Origin of the sequence: Ornithinimicrobium flavum, from assembly GCF_004526345.1 — a bacterium.
Lineage (GTDB): Bacteria > Actinomycetota > Actinomycetes > Actinomycetales > Dermatophilaceae > Ornithinicoccus > Ornithinicoccus flavus.
This window is the reverse complement of sequence record NZ_CP038213.1, coordinates 819,255-844,636: the sequence shown is the minus strand read 5'-3', so window position 1 is coordinate 844,636 and position 25,382 is coordinate 819,255. Positions and strand designations below refer to the sequence as shown.

The following is a 25,382-nucleotide window of genomic DNA, read 5'->3' as shown; positions in this document are numbered from 1 at the left end:
CGGTAACCTAGAGAGGTTGCACAGGGTCCTGTGCGCCGGGAGGTGGGACGGCGCACGCCGGTCCTGTGGACCCGTCGAAAGGCATTCGGCACACCTGTGTCCCCCGTGCAGTCCTACCAGCGTCTCTTCGCGCTCACCGGTCCTCTCTACGTCCTCGTCGCGTTCGTCGGCCGCATCCCGCTGGCCATGTCGCAGATCGCCGCCCTGCTCGCCGTCACCGCGGCGACCGGCTCCTACGCCGCCGGCGGTGCGACGGCCGGGGCCCTGGCGGTCGCCAACGCCGTCGGCGCTCCCCTGGCCGGGGCGCTCACCGACCGCTACGGCCAGCGCCCCGTGCTGCTCGCCCAGAGCGTCGTCGGCACCCTCGGCCTGGGCGTCCTGTCCTGGCTCACCCTCACCCACGAGGCCGGCGCCGCGTGGTGGCCGCTGCCCGTGGCGGCGGCCCTCGGCGGCGCCTTCGTGCCGCAGGTCGGCACCATGGCCCGCGTGCGCTGGCGCCCCATCAGCCACGCGGTCGGCACCGACGACCCCCGGGTGGTCGACACCGCCTTCTCCTACGAGGGCGCTGCGGACGAGGCCTCCTTCGTCCTCGGCCCCGCCCTGGTCGGGCTCATCGCCGCGGCCCTGCACCCCGTCGCCGCACTGATCGCGGCCGCGCTCATGCTCGGGGCCTTCGGCACCTGGTTCGCCCTGCACCCCACGGGCCGGCTGGTCGGGCCGGCGCCATCGCTCCGGGAGGCCGGGGACCGTCTGGTGACCCTGCCCCTGGTGCTGCTGGCGGCGACCCAGCTGTCGATCGGGATGGTCTTCGGCTCGGTCCAGACCGGCACGTCGGTGCTGGCCACCCAGGCCGGCGCGCCCGGGGTGACCGGTCTCCTGCACGCGCTGCTGGGCGTGGGGTCGGTCATCGCCGGCCTGGCGATGGTCATGCTGCCCGAGCGGGTCGGCTACCCCCTGCGCCTGCGGGTGGCCACCGCCGCCATGTTCGTGCTGTCCCTGCCGCTCCTGGCGGTCGGCAGCCTGACCGGCCTGGCGGTGGCGCTCCTGGGGCTCGGCTTCGCCATCGCGCCGGCCATGATCACGACGTTCACCCTGGCCGAGCGCACCACCCCGGTGCGTCGGCTCGGCGCCGCCATGACGGTGCTCGCCGCCGCCACAGGCACCGGGTATGCCGTCGGCGCCGCCGTCGCGGGTCGGCTCGCCGACGCCGGTGGGCACGGGCCGGCGTTCACCGTCACCGTGGCGGCGACCGCACTGGCCGTGACCCTGGCCCTGGCCGGCGGCCGGAGGCTGCGCGCCGCGATGGACGCGGTGCGGCCGGTGGTCGACGTACCCGCGACGTCCGAGGGGAACGAGCGGGAGCCGGTGGGCCAACTGTCCTGAGGCCCTGGGCGGCGGGTCCACGGCCGCGGTCGGGGATCCGGCTGCCTGTGGATAACCGTCAGGAACGCGCGTCCGGTGTGGCAAGAACGCGCGTCCGGTCTGGCAGGACCGCGCGTCCGGTCTGGCAGGACCGCGCGTCCGGTGGGTCAGGTGACCTGGACGGAGATCGTGTGCCAGCCGCTGCTGCCGTCCGGGGCGGGCGGGGCGAGCTGGGAGGTCTGCACCTCGCCGGTGCCGTCGGTGGCGCGCACCCGCAGCGTGTGGGAGCCGGGGGCGGCGTCGTCCCAGGTCCAGCGCCACAGCCGCCAGGCGTCGACGCTGGGCTCGGCGAGGAGCTCGGCCCGGCTCCACGGCCCGTCGTCGACCTGCACCTCGACCGCCTGCACACCCCGGTGCTGGGCCCAGGCAACACCCCCGACGACGATGTCCGCGGCCGGCAGCCGGTCGTCGGAGCGGGGCGTGTCGATGCGGGAGGCCGTCTTCACCGGGCCCCGGGCTGACCATCCGCGCGGGGTCCAGTAGCCCTCGTCGGCGTCGAAGCGGGTCACCTTGAGCTCGGTCACCCACTTCGTCGCGGAGACGTAGCCGTAGAGGCCCGGGACGACCATCCGGACCGGGAAGCCGTGCTCGGCCGGCAGCGGCTCGCCGTTCATCGCCACCGCCAGCAGAGCGTCGCGGTCGTCGGTGAGCACCTCGATCGGGGTGCCGGCGGTCCACCCGTCCACGCTGCGGGAGAGCACCATGTCGGCCTCGGGCAGCACCCCGGCCCGGGCCAGCAGCTCCCGCACCGGCCAGCCCTGCCACCGAGCGTTGCCGACCAGGTCCCCTCCCACCTGGTTGCTCACGCAGGTGAGGGTGACCAGCGCCTCCACGTGCGGCTCGGCCAGGAGGTCCTCCCAGCCGATCTCGATCTCCCGCTCGACCAGGCCGGTGACCCGCAGCCGCCAGGTCGAGGGGTCGACCCGCGGCACGCGCAGCGCCGTGTCGATGCGGTAGAAGTCCTCGTTCGGGGTGAGGTAGGCGGAGTGGCCGGCCAAGTCGCTGCCGGCGGCGGCCGGGACGGTGACGGTGCGCACAGGGGTGGGCAGCCGCACGGCCCGGGCCGCCTGCTGGGCGGCGCGACCCGCAGCCCCCAGGGCCTGGCCCGCGACGACGCCGAGCAGGCCCAGCACGGTCAGCCCGCCCGTGGCCCGCAGCAGGGCCCGGCGCGAGGCCGAGGTCCCCGGCACGCCGGCGCCGGCTCCGGCCCGGCGGTCGAGCAGCCGCCCGAGGAGCCACATACCCACCAGCACGCCGACCACCGTCGGCACCGCGTCCAGCGGGCCGGAGGCCGGGCGCGAGAGGACGGAGGCGACGCCGACCAGACCCAGCAGCCCGTAGAGGCCCAGCGCGGTGGGCCGGGAGCGGACCGCCACCACCCCGACCGCGGCGCAGGCCAGGAGCAGGACCAGCCCCATCCCGACGCCGAGGGCCACCTTGTCGGCCGTGCCGAAGGTCGCCACGGCCCAGTCCTTGAGCCAGGCCGGCGTCCGGTCCACGAACGCACCGCCGACCGCGAGCAGCGGGGACGGGGTCCCGCTCGTCCCCAGCGTCCGGGACAGGGCCGCCGCCAGGAGCTCGGCGAGACCCAGGGTCGTGGCGCCGGCGGCGATGCCGGCGAGCGCGGGCCACCACCGGTCGCCTCCCGGGGTCGCGGCCCGAGGGTCGTCGCCTGCGGGCGAGGCCGCAGCCCCGACGGCGCGCCGGTCGTGCAGGGGTCGGGTCACCATCGCCCCATCCTCGACCACCGGGCTGGGAATCTCCATGAACGCGCACTACGACGTAGAATAGGAGCAGGACGCCGTCACGACGGATCCCCGCCGCACGAGCCGCCCCTTCGTCCTCCCGAAGGAGTGAGAGCGATGCGCACCACCTCCCGAGTTCTCCGAGTGCTCACCGGCGCGCTGCTGATCCTGCTCGCGCTGGGCGGCGGCCTCTTCGCCGCCGGCTACGCGGTGAGCGACCTTCCCCTGGTCCCGGTGATCCTGGGCGTCGCGGCCTGGGTCCTGACCGCGGGTGGTCTGGGATGGCTGGCCCTGCGCCGGACCGACGCGGCCATCCCGACCCTGCTCGGGCTCAGCGTGGCGGTCGCCGCGCTGGCCGTGCTGGACGCCCGGTTCGACCTGTTCGCCCGCGACACCACCGGCCCCGTGATGACCCTCGTCATCCTCGGCGCCCTCGTGCCGCTGGCGCTCCTGGGGCTGCGGCGGGCCACCGAGGCCGGGCTCCTGCTCCTGGTCCTCGGAGTCATCCAGCTCCTCGGCTCCGGCCTGCTGCACAGCCGGGGCGGCGGCATCATGTGGCAGGCCGTCCTGGGCGGCTCGTCCGGGATCGTCGTCCTGCCCGTCCTGGTGGGCGCGGTGCTGCTCCTGTCCGCGGGCCGGCTGGACCACGAGCACGTGAGCTTCTGGCACCACACCGCCCAGCCCGCCCACTGAGGACGACTTGTGAGGACGCGGCCGGGTCAGACCTGCAGGGTCCGGCCCGGCCGCGCCAGCTCCACCTCGCCCGGCCAGACCTGCGCCGCCTCCGCCACCGCGTCGGCGACCTCCGTCCACGGCGGCAGGTGGGTGAGCACGAGCCGCCGGGCACCGGCGTCCACCGCGGCCTCGGCGGCGCGCCGTGCCGTGAGGTGGACCCCCCGTCCCGGGTCCCGCCTCTCGAGGTAGGACGCCTCCACCAGGGCCACGTCGGCGTCCGCGAGCAGGGGCGCCAGGCCCGGGCACGAGTCCGTGTCGCCGCTGTAGGCCAGGACCCTGCCGTCGGCCTCCACCCGCAGGCCGAAGGCGGGGACGGGGTGGCGCACCGCGTACGGCGTCACGGTGAGGGGGCCCACGTGCAGCGGCACCCCGTCCTCGAGCCGGCGGAAGGTCATCCCGCCCATCGGCTCGGGCCGGACCACGCCGTAGGCCCGGGCCATCCGCTCGGCCGCGCCGTCCGGAGCCCACACGTCCAGGGACCCCTCGGCCGGGCGTGGTCCGTGGGCCCGAAGGACGCGCAGCCCGGTGAGGTCGAGGCAGTGGTCGGGGTGCAGATGGGTGAGCAGAACGGCGTCCAGGGTCAGCGGGTCGGTATGCCGCAGCAGGGCCCCGAGGGCGCCCGACCCGAGGTCGAGCAGGACCTGCCAGACGCGGTCGCCGTCGGAGGCCCGGACGAGGTAGCAGCTGGCGGGCGACTCCGGCCCGGCCATCGACCCGGTGCAGCCGACGATCGTGAGGTCCATGCGCGCCATTGTGCCGCCCGGACCCGCGCGCCGTCCGGGGTCGGAGCACCTACCCTGGGCCGATGGACGCCCCGCCCCTGCTCACGGTCGGGCACGGCACCCTGGACCGTGACGCCCTGGGCAACCTGCTGGTCGCCGCCGGCGTGCAGCAGGTCGTGGACGTGCGGCGCTTCCCCGGGTCGCGGCACAACCCCGACGCCCGGCGCGAGGCGCTGGAGCAGTGGCTCCCGGCTCGCGGGATCGCCTACCGGTGGGAGGAGCGCCTGGGTGGGCGCCGTCGGCTCACCCGCGAGGAGGACGCGGCGAGCGCTGACCCGTGGTGGCGCGTCGACCAGTTCCGCGCCTACGCGGCCGGGACCCGGACGCCGGGGTATGCCGAGGCGATGGGTGCTCTCCTGGACGGGGCTCGGCGGCGCCCCACGGTCGTCATGTGCAGCGAGGCGGTGTGGTGGCGCTGCCACCGTCGCCTCGTCGCCGACGTCGCCGTGCTGACCCACGGGGTGCCGGTGCGGCACCTCATGCACACCGGTGCCCTCGTGGAGCATCCGGTGAGCGAGGGCGCGCGGGTCCGCCAGGACGGGGCGCTGGTCTGGGACGGACCTGAGGGGCGGGCCTGAGGACGAGGACTCTGCGGGCCGGCCTCAGGGCTGCTCGGCACCCGCCGGCACCGGGAGCCGCTCGTCCGGTCGCCCCACGAAGGCCTGGTGGACCTGCTCGACCTCGGGGCCGAGGAAGCGCCGGGCCAGGAAGGTGAACGCCTGCGGGTCCCCGGTGGTCAGCCACTGGTGGTAGGGCTCGTCGTCCTGCGGCGCCAGCAGGTCCCCGTCGGTGAGGATGCGGTAGAGGTCGGCCGCCGTCGACGCCGCGGAGCTGACCAGCGTGACCTCCTCGCCCAGGACGTACTGCAGCGCCGAGGTCAGCAGCGGGTAGTGGGTGCACCCCAGGATGAGGGTATCGATCCCGTCATCCTGCAGCGGCCCCAGGTAGTCCCGCGCGGTCTGCACGACCTCGGGGCCGCTGGTGATCCCCTCCTCGACGAGCTCGACGAACCGCGGGCAGGGCCGGCTGGTCACCCGCACGTCCGGCGGCGCGGCGACGAAGGCGTCGAGGTAGGCGCGCGAGGTGTGGGTGGCCTGGGTCGAGATGACGCCGATCCGGCCGTTGCGCGTCACCGACACGGCCCGTCGCACGGCGGGCCGGATGACCTCGACCACGGGCACGGCATACCGCTCCCGCGCGTCGGCCAGCACGGCCGCGGACGCGCTGTTGCAGGCGATGACCAGCGCCTTGACGCCGTGGTCGACGAGCCGGTCGAGGCACTCCAGGGCGTACTGGCGGACCTCGGCGATCGGCCGCGGCCCGTAGGGGGTGCGGGCGGTGTCACCGAGGTAGAGCACCGACTCGTGCGGAAGCTGGTCGAGGATCTCCCGCGCCACGGTCAGCCCGCCGAACCCGGAGTCGAAGACCCCGATGGGGGCGGTCCGGTCGACCGCCACCGGGTCGGGCCCCTCGACCGGGTCGGGACCGTCGACCGCGTCGCTCACGCGTCGGCCGCCACGAACGGGTTGGCCAGCACCCCGATCCCCTCGACCTCGACCTCGCACCGCTGACCCGCGGTGATCGGCCCAACCCCCGCGGGGGTCCCGGTGAGGATGACGTCACCGGGCAGCAGCGTGAACGCCGCCGAGGCGTGGGCCACCAGCTCCTCCACGCCGAAGACCATGTCGGCCGTGGTGCCGTCCTGCCGGGTCTCCCCGTCGACGCGGGAGGTGATCCGCAGGCCGGAGACGTCCAGGTCGGTCTCGATCCAGGGGCCCATGGGGGTGAAGGTGTCCATCCCCTTGGCGCGGGCCCACTGGTTGTCCTTGCGCTGCAGGTCGCGCGCGGTCACGTCGTTGGCGACGGTGTAGCCGAAGATCACCGAGCGGGCGTCCTGCGCGGCGACGTCCTTGCACATCCGCCCGATGACGACGGCCAGCTCGGCCTCGTAGGAGAACTCCTGGGCGAAGGAGGGCAGGACGACCGGGTCCATCGGGCCGCAGACCGAGGTGTTGGGGATGAAGAACATCATCGGCTCGCTCGGCAGCTCGTGGCCCATCTCCCGCGCGTGGTCGGCGTAGTTGCGCCCGATCGCCACCACCTTGCTCCGCGGGATGACGGGCGAGAGCAGCCGCACGTCGGCGACCAGGTGGGTCTGGCCGGTGAGCTCGATGCGGGTGTAGAGGGGGTCGCCGGAGATCTCGGCGATCTTCTCCCCGGCCCCGTCGACGAGCCCGAAGGCGGGGTCCTCACCGGTGGTGAATCGGCAGATGCGCATGGCTCCAGCCTAGGGCGTCGGTGCGTTCCGCCCCGCCGCTCCGCCGCCCCGGCTCAGGCGTGGTCGCGACCCAGCCGGGACAGCACGACGGCCAGCGCCGCACGCAGCCCGGTCTCCAGCGTCGGGTCGGCCACCGGGGCGAAGCCGGTCGTGTGGTTCCCGGGCACCTCCGGCCGGTCGAGGACCTCCTGGGGGTGGCCGCCGAAGAACCAGTAGACGAGGGGCACGCCGGCGGCGTCCGCCAGCACCCCGACGTCCTCGCTGCCGGACACCGGCGAGATCACCTGGACCGACTCCTCCCCCAGCTCGGCGCGCAGGACCCCCAGCACCCGCTGAGCCTCGTCGACGTCGTTGACGCAGGGGGGAACCGGTACATCTCCTCGACCCGGGCCTCGGGGCGCCGGAGGCGAGGACCTCACCCTCGATGGTCCGCCGGATCCCCGCGAGGACCTTCTGCCGGACCTCGTCCGAGAAGGTCCGCACGTTGAGGGTGAGCTCGGCGGAGGCCGGGATGATGTTCTCCTTCGTGCCGGCGTGGAAGGTGCCGACGGTCACCACGGCCATGTCCCGGGGGTCGACCGTGCGGGACACCACGGTCTGCAGCCGGGTGACGACGTGCGCGCCCAGCACGACCGGGTCGATGGAGTGCTGCGGCTGTGAGCCATGGGCCTGCCGGCCGTGCAGGGTGACCCGCCACGAGTCGGCCATCGCCATGGCCGTGCCGACGGGCAGCGAGACCGTCCCCGCCAGTGAGGGCATGACGTGCTGGCCGTAGACCGCCTGCGGCCTGGGCGCGCGGTCCCAGAGGCCGTCCTCGACCATCGCCGCCGCTCCCGCGGCCGTCTCCTCACCGGGTTGCAGGATCAGGACGAGGGTGCCCGCCCAGGTGTCCCGGTGACGCGCCAGGGAGGCGGCCAGCCCGAGGGCGACCGCCACATGGGTGTCGTGCCCGCACCCGTGCATGACCGGCACCTCGGTGCCGTCCGACAGCGTGCCCGTCGCCCGGCTGGACCACTCGAGCCCGGTGTCCTCCGCCATCGGCAGCCCGTCGGTGTCGGCCCGGTAGGCGACCGTCGGCCCTGCACCGTTGCGCAGGACCCCGACCACGCCGGTGCCGCCGCACCGGAAGTGCTCGATGCCGAGCTCGTCCAGCCGACCCTCCAGCCAGGCCGCCGTCGCGTGCTCCTGCATGGAGAGCTCGGGGTGGGCGTGCAGGTGCCGGTAGTCGGCGACCAGCTGCCCGCGCAGGTCGTCGTCGAGGTGGTCGGTGACGGTGCTCATGGGCACATCCTGCCCCGTCGGGGCCGCGGCCGGGCCGTAGGCTGGGGTCTCGTGCAGGTCCTCCCCGAGCAGGTATGGCGTGAACGCGCCGCCGTCCACGCGGCGGCGGTAGAGCGCCTGTCCGCGGACCGTCTCGCGCGCCGGGTCGAGGGCCGCACCCACCCCGTGGACGACTTCCTGTGGGAGTACTACGCCTTCCGGCCCGCCCAGCTGGCCCGCTGGCACCCGGGGGCGGGCGTCGGTCTGCAGAGAGCCCCAGAACGCGCGGACTGGTCCTTCTACGCGGTCGCCGACGACACGGCATACCTGGACACCGAGACGTTCGGCCGGCGGCGCGGACGCGCGGTGGCCTTCGTGCGCGACCTGCTCACCGCCACCCTCTCCCGACCCGGTCGCTACGGCTGCTTCGGCCTGCACGAGTGGGCCATGGTGTACCGCGCGGAGGACGACCAGGTGCGGCACGGTGGGTGGCCGCTGCGGCTCGGGGCCGCGGGCACCGACCGGGTGGTCGAGTCGCACACCCTCGCGTGCTCCCACTTCGACGCGTACCGCTTCTTCACGCCGCCCGCGGCACCGCTCAACAGCCTCACGCCCACCCGGGAGGGTCAGCTCGGGCTGGAGCAACCGGGCTGCCTGCACGCCGGCATGGACCTCTACAAGTGGTGCTTCAAGCTCTCCCCCGCCGTCCCCGGGGAGCTGACGCTGGAGGCCTTCGCGCTGGCGCGGGACATCCGAGAGCTCGACATGCGGGCCGCGCCCTACGACCTGCGCGATCTCGGTTACGAGCCGGTGCGGATCGAGACGGCCGAGGGCAAGGCCGAGTATGTCGAGGCGCAGCGGAGGTTCACCGCGCGCTCCAACGCGCTGCGGCGCCGACTGCTCGACGTCCTGGACACTCTGCCCGCGGCTGCCTCGACCCTTGCCCGTTGAGCAACCACACCAGGCGGCTGGTCGGTCCTAGGGCAACCACACCAGGCGGCCGGTCGGTCGTAGGGCAACCACACCAGGCGGCCGGTCGGGTTGGGGCGGCTCAGACCAGCTGGTAGAGCCAGCCGTGGCGGTCCTCGGCGCGGCCGTACTGGATGTCCAGCAGCTCCTGGCGCATCGACATCGTCACCTCGTGCGCGTCGGGCATGACGACCTCCCCGCCGTTTCAGGCCAGCCGTCCCACGGGTGAGATGACGGCGGCGGTGCCGCAGGCGAAGACCTCCGTGATCGAGCCGTCCGCGACACCCTCGCGCCACTCGTCGAGGGAGAAGCGCCGCTCCTGCACGTCGTGCCCGCGCTCGCGGGCGAGGTCCACCAGCGAGGAGCGGGTGACCCCCGGCAGGATGGTGCCGGTGAGCTCGGGGGTGACGATGCGGCCGTCGGCGTAGACGAAGAAGAGGTTCATCCCGCCCAGCTCCTCGACGTAGGTGTGCTCCGTCGCGTCGAGGAAGACGACCTGGTCGCAGCCGTGCTCGATCCCCTCGGCCTGCGCGGCCAACGAGGCGGCGTAGTTGCCGCCGCACTTGGCGGCCCCGGTGCCGCCGGGCGCGGCCCGGACGTAGTGCTCGCTGACCCACAGGCTGACCGGCTTCAGCCCGCCGGCGAAGTAGGCCCCGGCCGGGGAGGCGATGACCGAGAAGAGGACCTTGTTGCTGGGGCGCACGCCGAGCGCGGCCTCGGTGGCGATCATGAACGGTCGCAGGTAGAGCGCGGTCTCACCGGCGCCGGCCGGCGGCACCCAGGCCTGGTCGAGGGTGACGAGCTCCTTGACGGCGTCCAGGAAGACCGTGGGGGGCAGCTCGGGCAGCGCCAGCCGCCGGGCGGAGGCGTTGAGGCGCTGGGCGTTGCGCTCGGGGCGGAAGGTCCACACGGACCCGTCGTCGTGGCGGTAGGCCTTCATCCCCTCGAAGATCTCCTGGCCGTAGTGGAAGACGGCCGCCGAGGGGTCCAGGGACAGGGGGCCGTAGGGGACCACGCGCGCGTCGTGCCAGCCCTGGCCCTTGTCCCAGTCGATCTGCACCATGTGGTCGGTGAAGTGGGCGCCGAAGCCGGGATCCTGCAGGACCGCCCGGATCTGCTCGGGGGTGGCGCGGCCGTCGTTCTCGGTGACGGCGAAGGACGTGGACGTCGGCGTCGAGGTCATGGGACGAGCCTAGCCCGCACCGGGCGCCGGGCAGCGGGCGGATGGTCGCCGCGGCCGGGGGGCAGGAGACCCACCCGGGCAGGTCGACGGGAGCCGACCGGGGCCGCGTGGCCTCAGCGGATCCAGCTCATCATCGACCGGACCCGGCGGCCCACCTGCTCCAGCGGGGAGGCGGCCTCCTGGGCGGCCCGGCGGGAGCGTGCCCCGTCGACCGGCTCGGTCCCCGGGGCGGCGTCGGGGCCGAACTGGGTGGCCAGGCCCGCCGCGTGCACCTGGTCGACCCGGGCCTTCAGCTCGTGCACCACGGCCAGGTAGGCGACCTCCTCCTCGACGCCGCTGCGCACCAGCGCCTCGAAGGCCGACTCCATGCCGGCCCACAGCGGGGCGAAGACGTGAGCCTCGGCATACCTCGCCGCCCTCGCCTCGTGGGCCAGGGTGGTGACGATCGCCCCCGAGCGCAGGGCCCCCATCGCCGCGGCGTAGGCCGTCAGGGTCGCCCAGGCCGCCCCGCTCTCGTCCCGGGCCACCGCGACCAGCGCGGGGCAGCCCCGTCCGTCGAGGTACTCCTCCCGCACCCGCTCACCGTCCCCCACCGCGCGCAGCATGGCCAGGTCGACACCGTCCGGCACGGTGAGCCGCCCGGTCCGCACGGGCTCGCCGGAGGTCACGACGACCAGGTCGCCGGGGTCGGTGTGCTCGTGCAGGAGGGCCTGGACCACGTCGAGGTCCTGCTCCCGCGGCCCCGGGGACCGTCCGGCGGCACCCACCGGGACGAGGACGACGTCGCAGTGCGCCACCGCGTCGGCGGGCTCGGTGACGGTCAGCCCCTCCATCTCCGCCCGCGCCGCCCCGCGGCCGTCCGGGCTGGTGCCGACCCGCACGTCGACCCCGCTGTCGCGCAGGTTGAGGGCGTGCGCGGCCGCCATGGCGTCGAAGCCGAGCACCGCCACCTGCCGGTCCTGCAGCAGGGTCAGGTCGGCGGTGCCGGGGTCGAGCACTGAAGTCACCCCACCACCCTAGACAACCGCGCAGCCGCCGCCGACCACCGAGCGCACCGAGTGGTTGCTCTGGACCGCACCGGGCGCGCCGTGTGGTTGCCCCCGACCCCACCGAGCGCGCCGCGTGGTTGAAGGTCCGCGTTGACCTAACATGTGACCCGACGCAACTGCTCAATGCGCCGCCCTCGATCCATGCGTCGGAGCGCAGTGGGATTTTGATGATGCTCTGGCCAACTGCGATGAGGCCCCACCGGGGGGCGAGCAACCACACGACGCGCCCGGTGGGGTCGGGGGCAACCACACGACGCGCCCGGTGGGGTCGGGGGCAACCACACGACGCGCCCGGTGAGGTGGGGGGCAACCACACGACGCGCCCGGTGAGGTGGGGGGCAACCACACGACGCGCCCGGTGGTCAGCGCAGGAAGAGCGCCCGCAGCCGCACCGTGGTCAGCGCCAGGCCGGCGGCGGTCATCCCGACGAAGTAGCCGACGTGCACCAGGGTCAGGCCGGTGAGGTGCCCGACCGAGAGCTGCCGCATGAGCTCGACCCCGTGCCACAGGGGCATCGCCATGACGAACCACTGGACCGCCTCGGGGTAGACGCTGATGGGGTAGAGCGTCGCGGAGAAGAGGAACATCGGCAGCATGACGAAGTTGACGAGGTCCATCTGCTGGAAGTTCTTCAGGTAGCTGGTGACGCCCATCCCCAGCGCGGCGAAGCCGAAGGCGATGAGGACCGCCACCGGCACCATGGCCAGGGACCACCAGGAGGTCACCAGCCCCATGACGGCCAGCACGCCGAGGAAGCCCAGGGCGTAGAGGAAGCCCCGGAAGAGGGCCATGAGGATCTCCCCCAGCGCGACGTCCAGCGGCCCGAGCGAGGTCTGGAGCATGGCCTGGTAGAGCTTGGCGAAGCGCAGCTTGAAGAAGACGTTCCAGGTGGAGTCGTAGATCGCGCCGTTCATCGCCGAGGTCGCCAGCAGCGCCGGGGCGATGTAGGCGGCGTAGCTGATCGGCCGCCCCCCGGGCCCCTCGACCTCCCCGACGAGCGTGCCCATCCCGACGCCCATGGCGAGCAGGTAGAAGACCGGCTCGAAGAACCCGGAGACCAGGATCATCCAGTTCTGCGAGCGGATGACGGTGAAACCCCGCTCCAGGACGGCGCCGACGTTGCCCGAGCTCAGGCCCCCGACGGCCGCGCGGACCCGCGTGGGGGCGCTCATGCGCGCAACCTGCGGGTGTAGAAGCGACGGGCCAGCAGCAGGCCGACGGCGACGCAGGCGAGCAGGAAGCCCAGGTGCACGGCGATCATCCCCGGTGGGACCGGGGCCCCGTAGGACACGACCCGGGCCAGCTGGGTGCCGTGCCACACGGGGCTGATCCACCCGATCCACTGCAGGTAGACCGGCATGACGTGCAACGGGAAGAAGGTGCCGGCGAAGAGGAACATCGGCATCACGAGGAAGCGCTGGACGAAGGTGAACTGCAGGCCCTCGTCCTTGATCGTCGCCGCGTAGGCCTGCAACGGGCCGCCGAAGGCCATCGCCGCCAGCACGCCGATCGGGACCAGGAGGACCGATCCGAGCCCGGCGGTGGCCCCGAAGGCGAGCATGACCAGCCAGAAGATGACCGACTGCACCGTGAACCGGATCACGACGGCCGCGAAGTGGCCCAGCGCGATCTGCCCCGGCGACACCGGCGTCGCGGCCGGCCCGTAGTAGAGGCGCTGCCACTTGAACCCGGACATGACGGGGTAGGTCATCTCCCCCGACACCGACATGACGACCGTCGACACCAGCAGGGCGGGGGCCACGAAGGTGAGGTAGTCGACGCCCTCCACCGTGCCCACGCCGCCGCTGACGAGGGCGCCGAGCCCGAGCCCCATCGCGACCAGGTAGAGCAGCGGCTGGCCGAGGGCGTAGAAGGCGATGGGCACTGCGTAGGCACGCATGCCGCGCAGGTAGGCCTCCGCGTAGTACCACCACCCGTGCCGTCGGGCCCGGGCCGCCATCTGCGGGTGCGGGAGGACCCGGCCCGAGTAGGCCAGCGCGGTGAGGTCCTCCTGGGAGGACCGGGGGGCGGCGGCACCGGGGGCGCCGCCGGTCGCTGGGCGGTCAGTCAACGAGGGACCTCCCCGTGAGCCGGAGGAAGACGTCCTCCAGGGAGCTGCGCCGCACCAGCGAGGTCACCGGGTGCAGGCCGCGCCGGGAGACCTCCTCCAGGGCGGCCTCCCCGTCATCGGTGTAGATGAGGATGCGGTCGGGCAGCACCTCGTTGCGGGTGCCGACCCCCTCCAGCTGCGCGACGACGCTCGCGTTGCGCTCGGAGCCGAAGCGGACCTCCACGACCTCACGAGTGGAGTAGCGCCGGATGAGCTCGCGCGGGCTGCCCTCGGCCATGATCGTGCCGTGGTCGATGACGATCAGCCGGTCGCACAGCTGCTCGGCCTCGTCCATGAAGTGGGTGGTCACGACCAGGGTGGTCCCGGCCTCCTTGAGCCGGAAGAGGCGGTCCCACAGGACGTGCCGCGCCTGCGGGTCCAGCCCGGTCGTCGGCTCGTCGAGCAGCAGGATCCGGGGCTCGTTGACCAGGCCCCGGGCGATCGTGAGCCGCCGCTTCATGCCGCCCGAGAGGTTGGTCACCTTCTCCCTGGCCTTGGCCTCGAGCTGGGCGAAGGCGAGCAGCTCGTCGGCCTTCGGCTGCAGGTAGGAGCGGGGCAGCCCGAAGTAGCGGCCGTACATGACGATGTTCTCGCGGACGCGCAGCTCCTCGTCCAGGTTGTCCTGCTGGGGGACGACGCCGAGGTGGGCCCGCACCTCGGGCCCCTGCACGTCGGGGTCCATGCCCAGGACGCTCAGCTCGCCCTCGGAGCGGTCGAGGGTGCCGCCGATCATCCGCATGGTGGTGGACTTGCCGGCGCCGTTGGGTCCGAGCAGCCCGAAGCTCTCCCCGGCCTGCACCTCGAAGTCGATCCCGTCCACCGCGACGAAGTCGCCGTAGACCTTGCGCAACCCCCGGGCCCGGATCACCGGGCCACCTCTGTCGTCCGTCACCCGGACACTCTAGGTCTCGCCCCCGACACCCCCAAGTCGGTTTCCGGCACCCGCCGACGGACGCCCCGGAGACCGAGGCCTCAGTCTGCGCGGCCGGTGTGCAGCGCCACCAGCCGGGCGCCCCCGAAGCCGAGCTCGGCCCACTCGTCCTGCGTCTCCAGCACGGCGGCGGTCGCCGTCGGCAACCCCCGGGAGAGCTCCCGACGCAGCTCGGACGGCAGCTGCGTGGTCTGCGTCAGCTCCCAGGCCGTCGTGGTCATCACCGGCTCGTGCCCCACCACCCAGAGCACCCGTGCGTCCTCCGGCGTCTCCGCCACCGCTGCCAGGACCCCGTCGACGCCGCCGTCGTAGACCCGCCGGTCCTGCCAGAGTGAGCGCACAGCTGCGGCGACGTCCGGCTCCCCCGGGGAGCCCGACCCGTCGTCGGCGAGACCACGTGCCAGCGCCGCATGCGTCGCCCGGGCCCGCTCCGCCGTGGACACGGTGACGTGGTCGGGGTGCAGCTGCTGGCCGGCGAGCCACCGCCCGAGGTCGACCGCGGCGGCGACCCCCTCGGCCACCAGCCCGCGCTCGTGGTCGCCCCGTGGGTGAGCCCCCTCCGCCTTGGCGTGCCGGACCAGGACCAGACGTCGCATACCTCGACCTTAGCCGCGGCTCCCAGCCCGTGGTGGCGGGCGTGGCTCAGCCGTGGACGACGTGCTCCAGGTCCCCGGTGTCGCGGTATGTGGTGAGCTGGCGGTGCAGGTAGCGACCCATCCGCGGGTAGGACGCCGGCGAGGCGCCGCCCACGTGGGGCACCACGAGCACCCCGGGCGCGGACCACAGCGGGTGACCGTCCGGCAGGGGCTCGGGGTCGGTGACGTCGAGGGCGGCACGCAACCGCCCGGCGACGCACTCCGCGAGCAGGGCGCCGGTGTCGACGACCCCGCCCCGGGCGACGTTCACCACGAGGGCCCCGTCGGGCAGGAGGGCCAGCGCGCGGGCGTCCAGCAACCCCTGCGTCCCTGCGGTGAGCGGGAGGCTGAGCGCGACGACGTCGGCCCGGGGCAGCAGCTCGGGGAGCCGATCGACGCCGTGCACCCGCTCCACGAGGTCGTCCCCGGGGCGGTCGGTGCTCGCGACGGCCAGGACCTCGCACTCGGCGGCCAGGAGCCGGCGGGTCAGCGCCTTCCCGATGCCGCCGTAGCCGACGACGAGCACCGTCGAGTCCGCCAGCGAGCGCCAGGGCTCGCGCGGCGGCGTCGACCGGTCCCAGGTGCCCCGCGCCTGGGACAGGACGTGGTGCGGCAGGTGCCGCTGGGCGGCGAGCATCAGGGTCAGGGCCAGCTCGGCCGTGGCAGTGTCGTGCACGCCCACCGCGTTCGCCACCCGGACGCCGTCGGGGACGTGCGGCAGGGCGTGCTCGAACCCCGCGGAGGCCAGGACCACCGCGCGAAGCCCGGGCACCTCCCCCATCCGCCGCAGCCAGGGGCCGGCGATCATCGGCAGGGCCAGCACGTCGACCTCTCGCCCTCCGCCGGGGACGGTCCCGCGGTCCTGGGGGTCGTAGGGCACCACCTCGACCCCGTCGACGGGGTCGAGGTGGGGCAGCAGGTCCAGCGGGACGGCGGCGACGGGGGACGGGGCCATGCCGGCGGGCGTCAGCCCTCGACGCCGAGCGTCGACAGGATGAGCTCCCGGGCCCTGGCCGCGTCGGCCTGCCCCCGCATCTCCTTCATCACCTGGCCGATGAGGGCACCCGCGGCCTGCACCTTGCCGCCGCGGATCTTCTCGGCGACGTCGGCGTTCGCGGCGATGACCGTGTCCACCGCGGCCTGCAGCGCGCCGTCGTCCTGGACCAGCTCGAGCCCGCGCGCGTCCGCGACCTGGGTCGGGCCGCCCTCGCCTGCCACCACACCCTCCATCACCTGACGGGCCATGGAGTCGTTGAGGCGCCCGGACCCGACCAGACCGTCCAGCTCCGCGATGTGCGCGGGGGTAACCCCCAGCTCGGTCACGGCGACTCCCTGGGCGTTGGCACGCCGGGCCAGGTCGCCGGTCCACCACTTGCGGGCCGCGGCGGGCGAGGCTCCCGCGGACACGGTCTCCTCGATCACCTCGACGGCACCGGCGTTGACGACGTCCCGCATCTCCAGGTCGGAGAAGCCCCACCCGGCCTGCAGCCGGCGGCGGCGCTCGACCGGTTCTCCGGCAGGGTCGCGCGCAGGCGCTCCACGTCCTCACGGCTCGGGGCCACGGGCACGAGGTCGGGCTCGGGGAAGTAGCGGTAGTCGTCGGCGTCGGACTTGGGCCGGCCGGCCGTCGTCATACCGGTGTCCTCGTGCCAGTGGCGGGTCTCCTGGAAGACCTTCTCCCCCGCGTCGAGGATCGCGGCGTGGCGGGTGATCTCGTAGCGGACGGCCCGCTCCACCGAGCGCAGGGAGTTGACGTTCTTGGTCTCCGTGCGGGTGCCCAGCACCTCGGACCCGACGGGCATGAGCGAGACGTTGGCGTCGCAACGCATCGAGCCCTGCTCCATCCGGACGTCGGAGACGTCGAGCGCCTTGAGCAGGTCGCGCAGCGCCGCCACGTAGGCCCTGGCCACCTCGGGGGCCCGGTCGCCGGCCCCGAGCATCGGCCGGGTGACGATCTCGATGAGGGGTATGCCTGCCCGGTTGTAGTCGACGATCGAGTAGTCGGCCCCGTGGATCCGCCCGGTGGCCCCACCCACGTGGGTGGACTTGCCGGTGTCCTCCTCCATGTGGGCGCGCTCGATCTCCACCCGGAAGGTGAACGGCTCGCCGCCGCTCTCGTTCGCCGGGACCTCGACGTCCAGGTGGCCGTCGAAGGCGATCGGCTCGTCGTACTGCGAGGTCTGGAAGTTCTTCGGCATGTCCGGGTAGAAGTAGTTCTTCCGGGCGAAGCGGCACCAGGACGCGATCTTGCAGTTGAGCGCCAGACCGATCCTGATCGCCGACTCCACCGCCGTGCCGTTGACGACCGGCAGGGCCCCGGGCAGGCCCAGGCAGACCGGGCAGGTCTGGGTGTTCGGCGCCTCCCCGAAGCCGGTGGCGCACCCGCAGAACATCTTGGTCCGGGTGTTGAGCTCGACGTGGACCTCCAGGCCCATCACCGGCTCGTAGCGGCTCAGGGCCTCCTCGTAGGGCACCGTGTCCTCGGCGTGCGCGGGGCGGGCGGTGGTCGTCATGCCGTCACCTCGATCTCGGGAGCCTTCTCGAACACGTAGCCGCCCTGCGCCTGCTGCAGCGCCTCCTCCAGGGCCGCGCCGACGGCGTAGAGCCGCTGGTCCTCCATGGCGGGGGCCAGGATCTGCACCCCGGCGGGCAGCCCGTCCTCGTCGGCCAGGCCGGACGGGATCGACATCCCGGGGATCCCGGCGAGGTTGGCGGGGATGGTGGCGATGTCGTTGAGGTACATCGCCATGGGGTCCTCGAGCTTGTCCCCGATCCGGAACGCCGTCGTGGGCGCCGTCGGGCCGACGATGACGTCGACCTGCTCGAAGGCGGCCGCGAAGTCGCGCGCGATGAGGGTGCGGACCTTCTGGGCCTGGCCGTAGTAGGCGTCGTAGTAGCCGCTGGACAGCGCGTAGGTGCCCAGGATGATGCGGCGCTTGACCTCGTCGCCGAAGCCGGCGTCGCGGCTGGCGGCCATGACCTGCTCGGCGCTCGGGCTGCCCTCCGGCACGACGCGCAGGCCGTAGCGCATGGCGTCGTAGCGGGCCAGGTTGGAGCTCGCCTCCGAGGGGAGGATGAGGTAGTAGGCCGCCATCGCGTAGACGAAGTGGGGGCACGAGACCGTCACGACCTCGGCACCGAGCCCGCGCAGCTGCTCCAGCGCCTCGTCGAAGCGCGCGAGGACGCCGGGCTGGAACCCCTCCCCGCCGATCTCGGTGACCACACCGACCCGCAGTCCGGTCAGGTCACGGGTGCCGGTGGCGGCCGCGACGACGGGCGGGACCGGGGCGTCGATCGACGTGGAGTCCAGCGGGTCGTGCCCGCCCAGGACCTCGTGCAGCAGGGCCGCGTCCGCGACCGTCCGCGCGCACGGACCGATCTGGTCGAGGCTGGAGGCGAGCGCGATGATGCCGTAGCGGCTCACCCCGCCGTAGGTGGGCTTGACGCCGACCGTGCCGGTGACGGCGGCCGGCTGACGGATCGAGCCGCCGGTGTCGGAGCCGATGGCCAGGGGGGCCAGGTGCGCCGCGACGGCGGCGCTGCTCCCCCCGCCGGACCCGCCGGGGATGCGGTCCAGGTCCCACGGGTTGCGGGTGGGGCCGAAGGCGCTGTGCTCGGTGGAGGAGCCCATAGCGAACTCGTCCATGTTGGTCTTGCCGAGGATCGGCATCCGCGCGTCCTTGAGCCGCCGCACGATCGTGGCGTCGTAGGGCGGGACGAAGTGCTCGAGCATCCGCGAGCCGGCGGTGGTGGTCAGCCCCTGGGTGCAGGCGATGTCCTTGACCGCGACGGGGACGCCGGCCAGCCGCGGGAGCTTCTCCCCCGCGGCGCGGGCCTCGTCGACGTTGGCCGCGGTGGCCAGCGCCCCCTCGGCGTCGACGAGGAGGAAGGCGTTGAGGGCGGGGTTGAGCCGCTGGATGCGGTCCAGGTGCGCCTGGGTCAGCTCGACGGAGGTGAAGGTCCCCGCGGCCAGGCCGTCAGCCATCTGCACGGCGGTGAGCAGGGTCAGGTCGCGGGCCCCACCGGTCTGGGTCGTGCTCGTCATCCTCACTCCTCGTCCAGGATCCGCGGGACGCCGAAGCGGCCGTCCTCGGCGTCGGGCGCGTTGGCCAGCGCCTGCTCGGCGCTCAGGCTCGGGCGCACCTCGTCCGGGCGGGTGACGTTGACCAGGGGCAGCGGGTGCGACATCGGGGGCACGTCGGCGGCAGCGACCTCGTTGACCTGGCCCACCCAGTCGACGATCTGGTCGAGCTGGCCGGCGAGGCGGTCCAGCTCGGAGTCCTCGAGCTGGATGCGCGCCAGCATGGCGACGTGCGCGACATCGTCGCGGGAGAGGTTGGACATGCGGGCCAGTCTACGGTCGCACCGGGCGCCCGACCGCCGGGCCCACGGGCGGATGGCCCCGGGCCGGCGAGCCTCGGGCTGCGTCATGCACGCTCATGCACCGCAGGCACGCCGGGCGGCCACCTCACGCCGCGTCATGCACGCTCATGCACCGCAGGCACGCGCGACGACGCTGCATCCGGTGCAGGAACGTGCATGCGTCCGTCAGGAGGCGCGCAGCCGCTCCAGCACCAGCGCAGGGCGCGGGTTGGTGTGGGGTATGCCGTCGATCACCACGGTCGGCACCGTCTCGTCGCCGCCGTTGACCTCGCGCACGTAGGCAGCGGCGGCCTCGTCCTGCCAGATGTTCACCCAGGTGGCGCGCTCGCCGTCCCGCCCCAGGTGCGCCTTGAGGCGCTGGCAGAAGCCGCAGCCGGGCCGCCAGTAGATGACGACGGGACGGTCGGACTCGGGCATCGCAAGGACCTCCTGATGGGTGGTGGTGCGCCCGCCGCGCCAGGGGGCGGTCCACCAGACCAGGGCGAGACCGCCCAGGGCGTAGACACCGGCGAAGAGCCGGTCCCCCTGCCAGAGGGAGGCGCCGACGACCACCACGACGAGCGCGAGGAGGACGATCCAGAGTCGGCGCATACCTCCAGTGTGCCCCCGACCCGGCACGATCACGACACCGACGGGGACCCGTGCCGGCTCGGTGGGCCTCCCCGCTGCGACGCGCAGCCGACCCCTGGTGCGCGCCGGGGACCTCAGCCGGTCACCGACCCCGTCGCCAGCAGCTGGACGAACTGCGCCTCGTCGAGAACCGGCACCCCCAGCTCCTCGGCCTTGGCGGCCTTGGACCCGGCGTTGGCGCCGACGACGACGTAGTCGGTCTTCCTCGACACCGACCCGGACGCCTTGCCCCCGCGGGAGACGATCGCCTCCTTGGACTCGTCCCGGCTGAAGCCCTCGAGCGACCCGGTCACCACGACCGTCAGACCCTCCAGGGTGCGCTCCACCGACTCGTCGCGCTCGTCGGCCATCCGCACCCCGTCGGCGGCCCACCGCTCGACGATCTCCCGGTGCCAGTCGACTGAGAACCACTCGACGACCGACTCGGCGATGATCCCACCGACGCCCTCGGTCGCGGCCAGGCGCTCGACGTCGGCCGCCCGGATCGCGTCCATCGAGCCGAACTCCGTGGCCAGCGCCCGGGCCGCGGTCGGGCCGACGTGCCGGATCGACAGGGCCACCAGGACCCGCCACAGCGGCTGGGCCTTCGCCGCGCGAAGGTTCGCGAGCAGCTTGAGCCCGTTGGCCGAGAGCACCCGACCCTCGATGACATCGTCCTCGTCGTCGGTCTTCTTCGCGGTTCGGGTGAAGAGCGGCACGCGCGCGAGACGGGCGCGGTCGGCCCGGTCCTGCTCGGGAGTGGGGGGGTCGTCCGGTGTGCCGTGGGCCAGCCCGAACACCTCCCCCTCGTCCGTGATGACCCCGGCGTCGAGCAGGGCGTTGACCCCCTCGGCCCCGAGCGCCTCGATGTCGAAGGCCCCTCGACCGGCCAGGGAGGACAGCCGTTCGCGCAGCTGCGCCGGGCACGCCCGCGCGTTGGGGCAGCGCCAGTCCTTGTCCCCCTCCTTCTGCTGCACCAGCTCGGTGCCGCAGGCGGGGCACCGGGTCGGGAAGACGAAGGGGGTCTCGGTGCCGTCCCGCAGGTCCACCACCGGCCCGAGGATCTCCGGGATGACGTCGCCGGCCTTGCGCAGCACCACGGTGTCCCCGATGAGGACGCCCTTGCGCTCCACCTCGTACTGGTTGTGCAGGGTGGCGCGCTCCACGGTGGACCCGGCCACCTGCACCGGCTCCATGAGGCCCCACGGCGTCACCCGCCCGGTGCGGCCCACGTCGACGCGGATGTCCAGCAGCTTGGTGGTCACCTCCTCGGGCGGGTACTTGTAGGCGATGGCCCACCGGGGTGCCCGGGAGGTCGACCCGAGCCGCCGCTGCACCTCGACCTCGTCGACCTTGACGACCACCCCGTCGATCTCGTGCTCGACCGAGTGCCGTCGCTCACCCCATCCGGTGACGTAGTCGCACACCTCCTCGATCGTGCCGAGCACGCGGGTCCGGTCCGACACCGGCAGCCCCCAGGCGGCCAGCAGCTCATAGGCCTGCGACTGGCGCACGACGTCGAAACCCTCCCGGGCCCCGATCCCGTGCACGATCATCCGCAGGTCGCGGGAGGCGGTGACCCTCGGGTCCTTCTGCCGCAGCGACCCGGCCGCGGTGTTGCGGGGGTTCGCGAACGGCGCCCTGCCCGCCGCCACGAGCCCCGCGTTGAGCTCCTGGAAGGCCGCGACCGGGAAGTAGACCTCACCCCGCACCTCGACCAGCCGCGGCACGGGGACCGGCTCGGTGGTGCCCATCCCCTCCTCGAGGACCGCGCCCTCGACGAGGTGGGTGCCGCCTCCCTCCCCCACGACCCCCTCGGCCCGCTGCTCCTCGGGCGCCCGCAGCCGCAGCGGCACCCCCTCGATCGTGCGCACGTTGAGCGTGACGTCCTCCCCGGTCCGTCCGTCCCCGCGCGTCAGGGCCCGGACGAGACGCCCCTGCTCGTAGAGGAGGTTGACCGCGAGACCGTCGATCTTCAGCTCGCACAGGTAGCTGACCTCAGCCCCGCCGACGTCACGCTCGACCCGCTCGGCCCACGCCACGAGCTCCTCGGTGGAGAAGGCGTTGTCCAGGCTGAGCATCCGCTCCAGGTGGTCCACGGCCGTGAAGTCGGTGGAGAAGCTCCCCCCGACCACCTGGGTCGGGCTGTCCGGCACCCGCAGCCCGGGGTGCTCCTCCTCGAGCTCCTCCAGCTGCCGCACCAGCGCGTCGAACTCCCCGTCGCTGACGACCGGGGCGTCCTTGACGTAGTAGGCGAACTGGTGCCCGCGGATCTCCTCGGCGAGCTCGGCCCACCGGTGGCGGGCCTCCTCGGGCACGTCGTCGACCGGGTCGGTGGGGGTGCTCGCGTTCACCCGCCCATCTTTGCAGGGTCCTCCGACACCGCCGAGGTATGCCGCACCCGCCGCCGCCTCGCCGTGCCGCCGGCCCGGCGCCCCGTCCCGATGAGCAGGGAGCCCCCGAGGACGACCGCGGCACCGACCAGGACCAGCGGCCCGACGCGCTCGCCCAGCAGCAGCACCCCGAGCAGCACCGAGACGACGACGATCGGGTAGGTCACGCTCGTGGCGACCGTCGGGCCCGCGGCCCGCACGACGGCATACTGCATCGCCTGCGCGAGCCCGGTGCCGACCACGCCGAGGGCGCCCACCGCCAGCACCGGCCCCCACAGGGCCCAGCCGCCCACGGACGCCGCCGGGCCGGCCGGCACCAGCGGCCCGCCGGACGGGAAGCCGCGGAGCCACCAGTCGACCAGCAGGAGCAGAGGCACCTGGGCCAGCGCCACGAGCACCTGCGCCGCCGGCATCGACAGACCGCCGGGGTCCACCCCGTGCAGGTGCCGGCGCACGTAGGTCCACCCGATCCCGTAGCTGGCCGAGGCGACGAGGACCATCGCCAGGCCCACCGGGTCGGGGCCGCGCTCCAGGGACCAGGGCTGGGCGATGAGCACGATGCCGAGAAAGCCGATCCCGACCCCGAGCTGGCGCCGCCGACCGACAGGCTCCCCGGGCAGCAGGAGCGCCGTCGCGACCACCGCGGCGACCGGGGTGGTGGCGTTCGCGATCCCGGCGACCGCCGAGGTCACCCGCAGCTCCCCCAGCGCGAAGAGGGTCCAGGGCAGGGAGCAGAGCAGGGTGCCGGTGACGAGCAGGTGCCCCCAGGTGCGACGCCCGCGCGGCAGCTGCGTGCCCGTCAGCGCGCCCAGGACGAGCAGCACGGCGGCTCCCAGCACGATCCGCAGCGCGGTCACCTGCACCCCGCTGAGCGCCTCCAGCCCGACCTTGATGAGCAGGTAGCTCGACCCCCAGACCAGGGCCAGGGTGAGGTACCAGACCTGCCACGGGACGGGCGCCCGCCCCGCGGCGGGCACGCCCCGGGTGCTCATCCCGTCGCGGCCTCGGCCAGGCGGGCGGCCACCTGCGTCGTCGTCGCGGTGACGGCCCGGGCCGCCTCGGGCGTCGAGCCCGCCAGGCCGCAGGACGGCGTGACCATGAGGGCTGTGAGGTCCGCGAGCGGCAGCCCGAGCTCCCGCCAGGGGGTGAGCACCCGGTCCACGGCGGCCTCGGCCGCACCCGGCTCGTCGGTGGGCAGCACCCCGGCCCACAGGCGGACGCCGGCGTCCAGCAGGCCGGCCACGGCCTCCCACCCCGGACGACCCAGGAGCCCGGTGTCCAGGCTCACCGCGTCGACACCCGCGCGCCGGAGCAGGTCGAGCGGGACGTCGGAGGCGCACGAGTGGACCACGACCTGTGCGGCGCCCGCCCCCCGGGCCGCGTCGACGACGGCGCCGAGCGCACCCACGAGCTCGGCCGGCTCGGGCGTGCGCAGCACCGAGTAGCCGGACTCCGACCGGATCCGCCCCCGGGAGACCGCCGTCAACGACGGCTCGTCGAGCTGCAGCACCATCGACGCCCCCGGCACCAGGCGGCGCACGTCCGCCACGTGCCCCGCGGCCCCCTCGGCCAGCGACGCGGCCAGGTCCCGGGAGGCGCCGCGGTCCGACAGCACCCGGTCCCCCAGCGGCAGCCACACCCCGGCGGCCAGGGTCCACGGCCCCGCCACCTGCAGCTTGAGCGGGCCGTCGTAGCCGTCGAGGGCCTCGGCGAGCTCGTCGAGGTCCTGGCGCCACCACCCCCCGGTGCGGTCGTGGTCGCGACCCGGCCGGTCCACGAGCCGCCAGCCCTGCGGCTGCAGGTCGACGGGCAGGTCGACGAGCAGGTGGGCGGACCGGCCCAGCAGGTCGGCGCCGGGGCCCCGGGCCGGCAGCTCGGGCAGGTAGGGCACCCCCACGACGCCCTCGGGGACCGTCGTCGTCAGCTCGCCCCGCACCACCCGCAGGGCCTCCCGGACGTCGGTGCCCGGCCAGGAGCCGACCCCCGTGGCGCCGACCCCGTAGGAGGAGCCGGTGGCGGCAGGATCGCGGGGGTCGGTGGGGTCGGGGTCGCGCGCGGAGGGGGGCACCGGGCCACCCTACGGTCGCCGGGTGCGGCGTTGGAGCAGGGCCGTGCCACCGGTCGCGAGCAGCAGCCCGACGACGATCGCCGCGCCCCAGCCCGGGCGGACCCCGTCCCCCAGCCAGGCCACCCCCACGAGCGCCGGCAGGAAGGTCTGCGCGGTGATCATCGGCGCGGTGGCCGTCGAGACCAGGGCCCGGTCCAGCGCCCGCGAATAGAGCCAGAACCCCAGGAGCCCGTAGCCGGGCACCGCCAGCGCGGCGACGGCGACCGCCGGGGACAGCGGCAGCTCCACGCCCCGCACCGCCAGGGCGGACCCGGCATACCCCAGACCGGCGAGCCACCCCAGCAGGACCGGACCGGCGCCGCGCAGCAGCAGACCCAGCGCCAGCAGGGCCAGCAGCACGACCACGAGCCCCAGCGCGAAGCCCGCGCCCGCCACCACCGCCCCGGCCGGGCCGGCCCCCGCCGCCAGCAGCACCAGGCCGCCCGAGACGGCCGCGATCCCGAGCCATCCCGACCCGCCTAGCACCTCCGCGAGCCGGGCGGAGGCCAGCGCCGTCACCGGCAGGGACAGAGCGATGCTGGCCTGCGCGAGGTAGAGCGGCAGCAGCCAGATCGCCACCGCGTGGAGCACGAACCCGGCCAGGTAGGCGACGACCACCGCCAGCATCCACGGACGACCCACGGCCCACCGGACGAAGGGCAGCAGCCCGGTGAGGCGGGCGGAGTCGTCACGCACGGCCCTGGCCTGGACGACGGCCGCGAGACCGAAGAGCACCGCCGCGGCGACCCCCGACAGCAGCCCGAGGGCCGCACCCCCGTCCCCGGTCACGG

Annotated in this window: 21 protein-coding genes and 3 pseudogenes; 4 read left to right on the top strand and 20 right to left on the bottom strand. The window is 74.2% G+C overall.

The window, feature by feature from the left end; genetic code table 11:
• The first annotated feature begins 105 nt into the window (after positions 1-105).
• On the top strand, positions 106-1,383 hold the full coding sequence (locus tag E3Z34_RS03920; protein WP_194092435.1) for an MFS transporter: 1,278 nt from the start codon (positions 106-108) through the stop codon (positions 1,381-1,383).
• A gap of 146 nt (positions 1,384-1,529) precedes the next feature.
• Here E3Z34_RS03920 and E3Z34_RS03915 read toward each other — a convergent pair whose 3' ends face one another.
• Complete coding sequence (locus E3Z34_RS03915; RefSeq protein WP_134772545.1) at positions 1,530-3,152, bottom strand: molybdopterin-dependent oxidoreductase; 1,623 nt, start codon at positions 3,150-3,152, stop codon at positions 1,530-1,532.
• A 132-nt stretch (positions 3,153-3,284) separates the two neighbouring features.
• Between E3Z34_RS03915 and E3Z34_RS03910 the strand changes: the two genes are divergently transcribed.
• Positions 3,285-3,860, top strand: a complete 576-nt coding sequence (locus E3Z34_RS03910; RefSeq protein WP_134772544.1) for a hypothetical protein — start codon at positions 3,285-3,287, stop codon at positions 3,858-3,860.
• A gap of 26 nt (positions 3,861-3,886) precedes the next feature.
• On the opposite strand, the gene E3Z34_RS03905 is transcribed toward E3Z34_RS03910, so the two are convergent.
• Positions 3,887-4,645, bottom strand: a complete 759-nt coding sequence (locus tag E3Z34_RS03905; protein WP_134772543.1) for an MBL fold metallo-hydrolase — start codon at positions 4,643-4,645, stop codon at positions 3,887-3,889.
• A gap of 62 nt (positions 4,646-4,707) precedes the next feature.
• Between E3Z34_RS03905 and E3Z34_RS03900 the strand changes: the two genes are divergently transcribed.
• The gene (locus tag E3Z34_RS03900) at positions 4,708-5,262 is read left to right on the top strand and encodes a DUF488 domain-containing protein (protein ID WP_134772542.1); all 555 of its coding nucleotides are present in this window, start codon (positions 4,708-4,710) and stop codon (positions 5,260-5,262) included.
• Between the two features lie 24 nt (positions 5,263-5,286).
• Here the strand turns inward: E3Z34_RS03900 and murI are convergent, their stop codons facing one another.
• The 3 genes and pseudogenes from murI to E3Z34_RS03885 form a co-directional block, all read right to left on the bottom strand.
• Complete coding sequence (gene murI / locus E3Z34_RS03895) at positions 5,287-6,141, bottom strand: glutamate racemase (protein WP_134774730.1); 855 nt, start codon at positions 6,139-6,141, stop codon at positions 5,287-5,289.
• A gap of 44 nt (positions 6,142-6,185) precedes the next feature.
• Positions 6,186-6,962: a fumarylacetoacetate hydrolase family protein gene (locus E3Z34_RS03890; protein ID WP_134772541.1), complete on the bottom strand. Its 777-nt coding sequence runs from the start codon at positions 6,960-6,962 to the stop codon at positions 6,186-6,188.
• A gap of 53 nt (positions 6,963-7,015) precedes the next feature.
• Positions 7,016-8,243, bottom strand: a pseudogene (locus E3Z34_RS03885) (amidohydrolase).
• 51 nt (positions 8,244-8,294) lie between these two features.
• Between E3Z34_RS03885 and E3Z34_RS03880 the strand changes: the two are divergent.
• Positions 8,295-9,173: a 3-methyladenine DNA glycosylase gene (locus E3Z34_RS03880; protein WP_134772540.1), complete on the top strand. Its 879-nt coding sequence runs from the start codon at positions 8,295-8,297 to the stop codon at positions 9,171-9,173.
• A 100-nt stretch (positions 9,174-9,273) separates the two neighbouring features.
• On the opposite strand, the pseudogene E3Z34_RS03875 reads toward E3Z34_RS03880, so the two are convergent.
• The 15 genes and pseudogenes from E3Z34_RS03875 to E3Z34_RS03805 form a co-directional block, all read right to left on the bottom strand.
• Positions 9,274-10,374 (bottom strand): annotated as a pseudogene (locus E3Z34_RS03875) (branched-chain amino acid aminotransferase).
• A gap of 113 nt (positions 10,375-10,487) precedes the next feature.
• Complete coding sequence (locus tag E3Z34_RS03870; protein ID WP_134772539.1) at positions 10,488-11,381, bottom strand: hypothetical protein; 894 nt, start codon at positions 11,379-11,381, stop codon at positions 10,488-10,490.
• Between the two features lie 404 nt (positions 11,382-11,785).
• Complete coding sequence (locus E3Z34_RS03865; protein WP_134772538.1) at positions 11,786-12,595, bottom strand: ABC transporter permease; 810 nt, start codon at positions 12,593-12,595, stop codon at positions 11,786-11,788.
• On the bottom strand, positions 12,592-13,494 hold the full coding sequence (locus E3Z34_RS03860) for an ABC transporter permease (RefSeq protein ID WP_238695338.1): 903 nt from the start codon (positions 13,492-13,494) through the stop codon (positions 12,592-12,594). Before E3Z34_RS03860 ends, E3Z34_RS03865 begins: the two co-directional genes overlap by 4 nt.
• Positions 13,487-14,425, bottom strand: coding sequence for an ABC transporter ATP-binding protein (locus E3Z34_RS03855; protein WP_134772537.1), 939 nt, complete (start codon positions 14,423-14,425; stop codon positions 13,487-13,489). The genes E3Z34_RS03860 and E3Z34_RS03855 overlap by 8 nt, the downstream gene beginning before the upstream one ends.
• 80 nt (positions 14,426-14,505) lie before the next feature.
• Entirely contained in the window at positions 14,506-15,060 is a 555-nt protein-coding gene (locus E3Z34_RS03850; protein WP_134772536.1) for a SixA phosphatase family protein, read from the bottom strand.
• Positions 15,061-15,106: 46 nt separating this feature from the next.
• The gene (locus E3Z34_RS03845; RefSeq protein WP_134772535.1) at positions 15,107-16,054 is read right to left on the bottom strand and encodes an NAD(P)-dependent oxidoreductase; all 948 of its coding nucleotides are present in this window, start codon (positions 16,052-16,054) and stop codon (positions 15,107-15,109) included.
• 11 nt (positions 16,055-16,065) lie between these two features.
• Positions 16,066-17,534: pseudogene (gene gatB / locus E3Z34_RS03840) on the bottom strand (Asp-tRNA(Asn)/Glu-tRNA(Gln) amidotransferase subunit GatB).
• Positions 17,535-17,608: 74 nt separating this feature from the next.
• Positions 17,609-19,144, bottom strand: a complete 1,536-nt coding sequence (gene gatA, locus E3Z34_RS03835) for an Asp-tRNA(Asn)/Glu-tRNA(Gln) amidotransferase subunit GatA (RefSeq protein ID WP_134772534.1) — start codon at positions 19,142-19,144, stop codon at positions 17,609-17,611.
• Positions 19,145-19,146: 2 nt separating this feature from the next.
• A complete protein-coding gene (gene gatC, locus E3Z34_RS03830; protein ID WP_134772533.1) occupies positions 19,147-19,443 on the bottom strand; it encodes an Asp-tRNA(Asn)/Glu-tRNA(Gln) amidotransferase subunit GatC in 297 nt (98 codons plus the stop codon).
• A gap of 204 nt (positions 19,444-19,647) precedes the next feature.
• Positions 19,648-20,073 (bottom strand): glutaredoxin domain-containing protein, encoded by a 426-nt coding sequence (locus tag E3Z34_RS18560; RefSeq protein ID WP_238695337.1) that lies wholly within the window; start codon positions 20,071-20,073, stop codon positions 19,648-19,650.
• Positions 20,074-20,186: 113 nt separating this feature from the next.
• Positions 20,187-22,445: an NAD-dependent DNA ligase LigA gene (gene ligA / locus E3Z34_RS03820; RefSeq protein ID WP_134772532.1), complete on the bottom strand. Its 2,259-nt coding sequence runs from the start codon at positions 22,443-22,445 to the stop codon at positions 20,187-20,189.
• Positions 22,442-23,476: a DMT family transporter gene (locus E3Z34_RS03815; protein ID WP_134772531.1), complete on the bottom strand. Its 1,035-nt coding sequence runs from the start codon at positions 23,474-23,476 to the stop codon at positions 22,442-22,444. The genes ligA and E3Z34_RS03815 overlap by 4 nt, the downstream gene beginning before the upstream one ends.
• Positions 23,473-24,552: a uroporphyrinogen decarboxylase/cobalamine-independent methonine synthase family protein gene (locus tag E3Z34_RS03810; RefSeq protein ID WP_134772530.1), complete on the bottom strand. Its 1,080-nt coding sequence runs from the start codon at positions 24,550-24,552 to the stop codon at positions 23,473-23,475. Before E3Z34_RS03810 ends, E3Z34_RS03815 begins: the two co-directional genes overlap by 4 nt.
• 9 nt (positions 24,553-24,561) lie before the next feature.
• Positions 24,562-25,380 (bottom strand): hypothetical protein, encoded by an 819-nt coding sequence (locus E3Z34_RS03805; RefSeq protein ID WP_134772529.1) that lies wholly within the window; start codon positions 25,378-25,380, stop codon positions 24,562-24,564.
• Positions 25,381-25,382: the final 2 nt, after the last annotated feature.

What these genes read in the sequence shown, in the direction of transcription:
- E3Z34_RS03915 (WP_134772545.1), bottom strand. Translation starts at nt 3,152, where the DNA reads ATGGTGACCCGACCCCTGCACGACCGGCGCGCCGTCGGGGCTGCGGCC.
- E3Z34_RS03910 (WP_134772544.1), top strand. Translation starts at nt 3,285, where the DNA reads ATGCGCACCACCTCCCGAGTTCTCCGAGTGCTCACCGGCGCGCTGCTG.
- E3Z34_RS03905 (WP_134772543.1), bottom strand. Translation starts at nt 4,645, where the DNA reads ATGGACCTCACGATCGTCGGCTGCACCGGGTCGATGGCCGGGCCGGAG.
- E3Z34_RS03900 (WP_134772542.1), top strand. Translation starts at nt 4,708, where the DNA reads ATGGACGCCCCGCCCCTGCTCACGGTCGGGCACGGCACCCTGGACCGT.
- E3Z34_RS03890 (WP_134772541.1), bottom strand. Translation starts at nt 6,962, where the DNA reads ATGCGCATCTGCCGATTCACCACCGGTGAGGACCCCGCCTTCGGGCTC.
- E3Z34_RS03865 (WP_134772538.1), bottom strand. Translation starts at nt 12,595, where the DNA reads ATGAGCGCCCCCACGCGGGTCCGCGCGGCCGTCGGGGGCCTGAGCTCG.
- E3Z34_RS03850 (WP_134772536.1), bottom strand. Translation starts at nt 15,060, where the DNA reads ATGCGACGTCTGGTCCTGGTCCGGCACGCCAAGGCGGAGGGGGCTCAC.
- E3Z34_RS03845 (WP_134772535.1), bottom strand. Translation starts at nt 16,054, where the DNA reads ATGGCCCCGTCCCCCGTCGCCGCCGTCCCGCTGGACCTGCTGCCCCAC.
- gatA (WP_134772534.1), bottom strand. Translation starts at nt 19,144, where the DNA reads ATGACGAGCACGACCCAGACCGGTGGGGCCCGCGACCTGACCCTGCTC.
- gatC (WP_134772533.1), bottom strand. Translation starts at nt 19,443, where the DNA reads ATGTCCAACCTCTCCCGCGACGATGTCGCGCACGTCGCCATGCTGGCG.
- E3Z34_RS18560 (WP_238695337.1), bottom strand. Translation starts at nt 20,073, where the DNA reads ATGCGCCGACTCTGGATCGTCCTCCTCGCGCTCGTCGTGGTGGTCGTC.
- E3Z34_RS03815 (WP_134772531.1), bottom strand. Translation starts at nt 23,476, where the DNA reads ATGAGCACCCGGGGCGTGCCCGCCGCGGGGCGGGCGCCCGTCCCGTGG.